The organism is Clostridium sp. (assembly GCF_018372875.1).
Taxonomy (GTDB): domain Bacteria; phylum Bacillota; class Clostridia; order Clostridiales; family Clostridiaceae; genus Clostridium.
The window spans coordinates 1-1,264 of sequence record NZ_JAHAIF010000106.1 but is presented as its reverse complement, the minus strand read 5'-3'; the positions used below and the strand labels follow the sequence as shown (position 1 = coordinate 1,264).

1 protein-coding gene is annotated in these 1,264 nt (G+C 30.1%); it reads left to right on the top strand.

Going from position 1 to position 1,264, the window contains the following annotated elements; all coding sequences use genetic code 11:
* The first annotated feature begins 47 nt into the window (after window positions 1–47).
* A protein-coding gene (locus KIB46_RS16295; RefSeq protein ID WP_291673281.1) for an IS3 family transposase occupies window positions 48–1,234 on the top strand; the annotation gives its coding sequence in 2 pieces (ribosomal slippage) (window positions 48–327 and window positions 327–1,234; 1,188 coding nt in all).
* The last annotated feature ends 30 nt before the right edge of the window (window positions 1,235–1,264 follow it).

Sequence of the window (1,264 nt, the reverse complement as noted above, 5' to 3'; positions counted from 1 at the left end):
ATTTTAGATAAAACAATTAAACTATAAATAGAGAGGTGTGTTCAAAGATGAGAGAAACAGGAAAAAGATATACTGATGATTTTAAAAAGATGATTGTCGAAGTATATAATACCGGAAAACCAATCAAAGAAATATGCGAAGAATATGGCGTTAATCATGTAACAGTTAACAACTGGGTTAATAAAGCAAATGGTGGAGCTAGAAAGATATCTCAAAAGCCATTAATTAAAATATCAAAAGAAGATAAGAAAGCTGTTAAGGATGCCGAGAATGAGATATTAAGACTAAAAAGAGAAAACGAAAGAATAGCTATGGAGAATGAAATATTAAAAAAAGCTATCGCCATATTCACGCAGGACAAGAATCTATAATTAAATTTATTTATAAACATAAAAATAAATATCCAGTAAAACTTCAATGTAAGGTTTTAAAGATAGCAAGGAGTACATATTATGATTATTTTCACAAAGAGCCGTCTAAAAGAGCAAAAGAGAATGCTCTTTTGAAAGACGAAATAATGAAAATTTATAACGAAAGTAATAAAGTATATGGAGCGCCTAAAATTCAAAAAGAGTTAGAAGGTAAGGGGCATAAAGTTAGTGTTAAAAGAGTTCAAAGAAAAATGAAAGAACTAGGTATAAGATCTATTGTTACAAAGAAATTTAGACCGACACGTAGTTCTCAAAAAGTAGATGAAAAACCTAATCTTTTAAATCAAGATTTTAGTGCAGATAAGCCAAATAAAAAATGGGTTGGCGATATAACATATATACATACAGTAAAACATGGTTGGTGCTATTTAGCAGCAGTCTTAGATTTATGCACAAAAAAAATTGTAGGATATTCATTTGGTAGAACAATGGATGCTAAATTGGTAGTAGCAGCCTTAGATAATGCATATGTAAATCAACGTCCTGAAAAGGGCGTGGTTACATTTCACTCGGATCTTGGAAGACAATACACGAGCAAAGACTTTATAAAGCGATTAAAAAAATACAAGATGCTACAATCTCATAGTCGTAAGGGATGTCCTTATGATAATGCTTGCATTGAATCTTTTAATTCAATACTAAAAAAGGAGCGAGTAAATCATATTAAATACTATGATTATGAGTCGGCTAGAATAGATATTTTTCAATTTATTGAGGCGTGGTATAACCGAAAAAGAATTCATGGTTCAATAGGTTATATCACCCCTCAAATGAAAGAAGATCAATTTAAAAAATTTTCATAAAAATGTGTCCAAAATATTGACCTAGGTCCA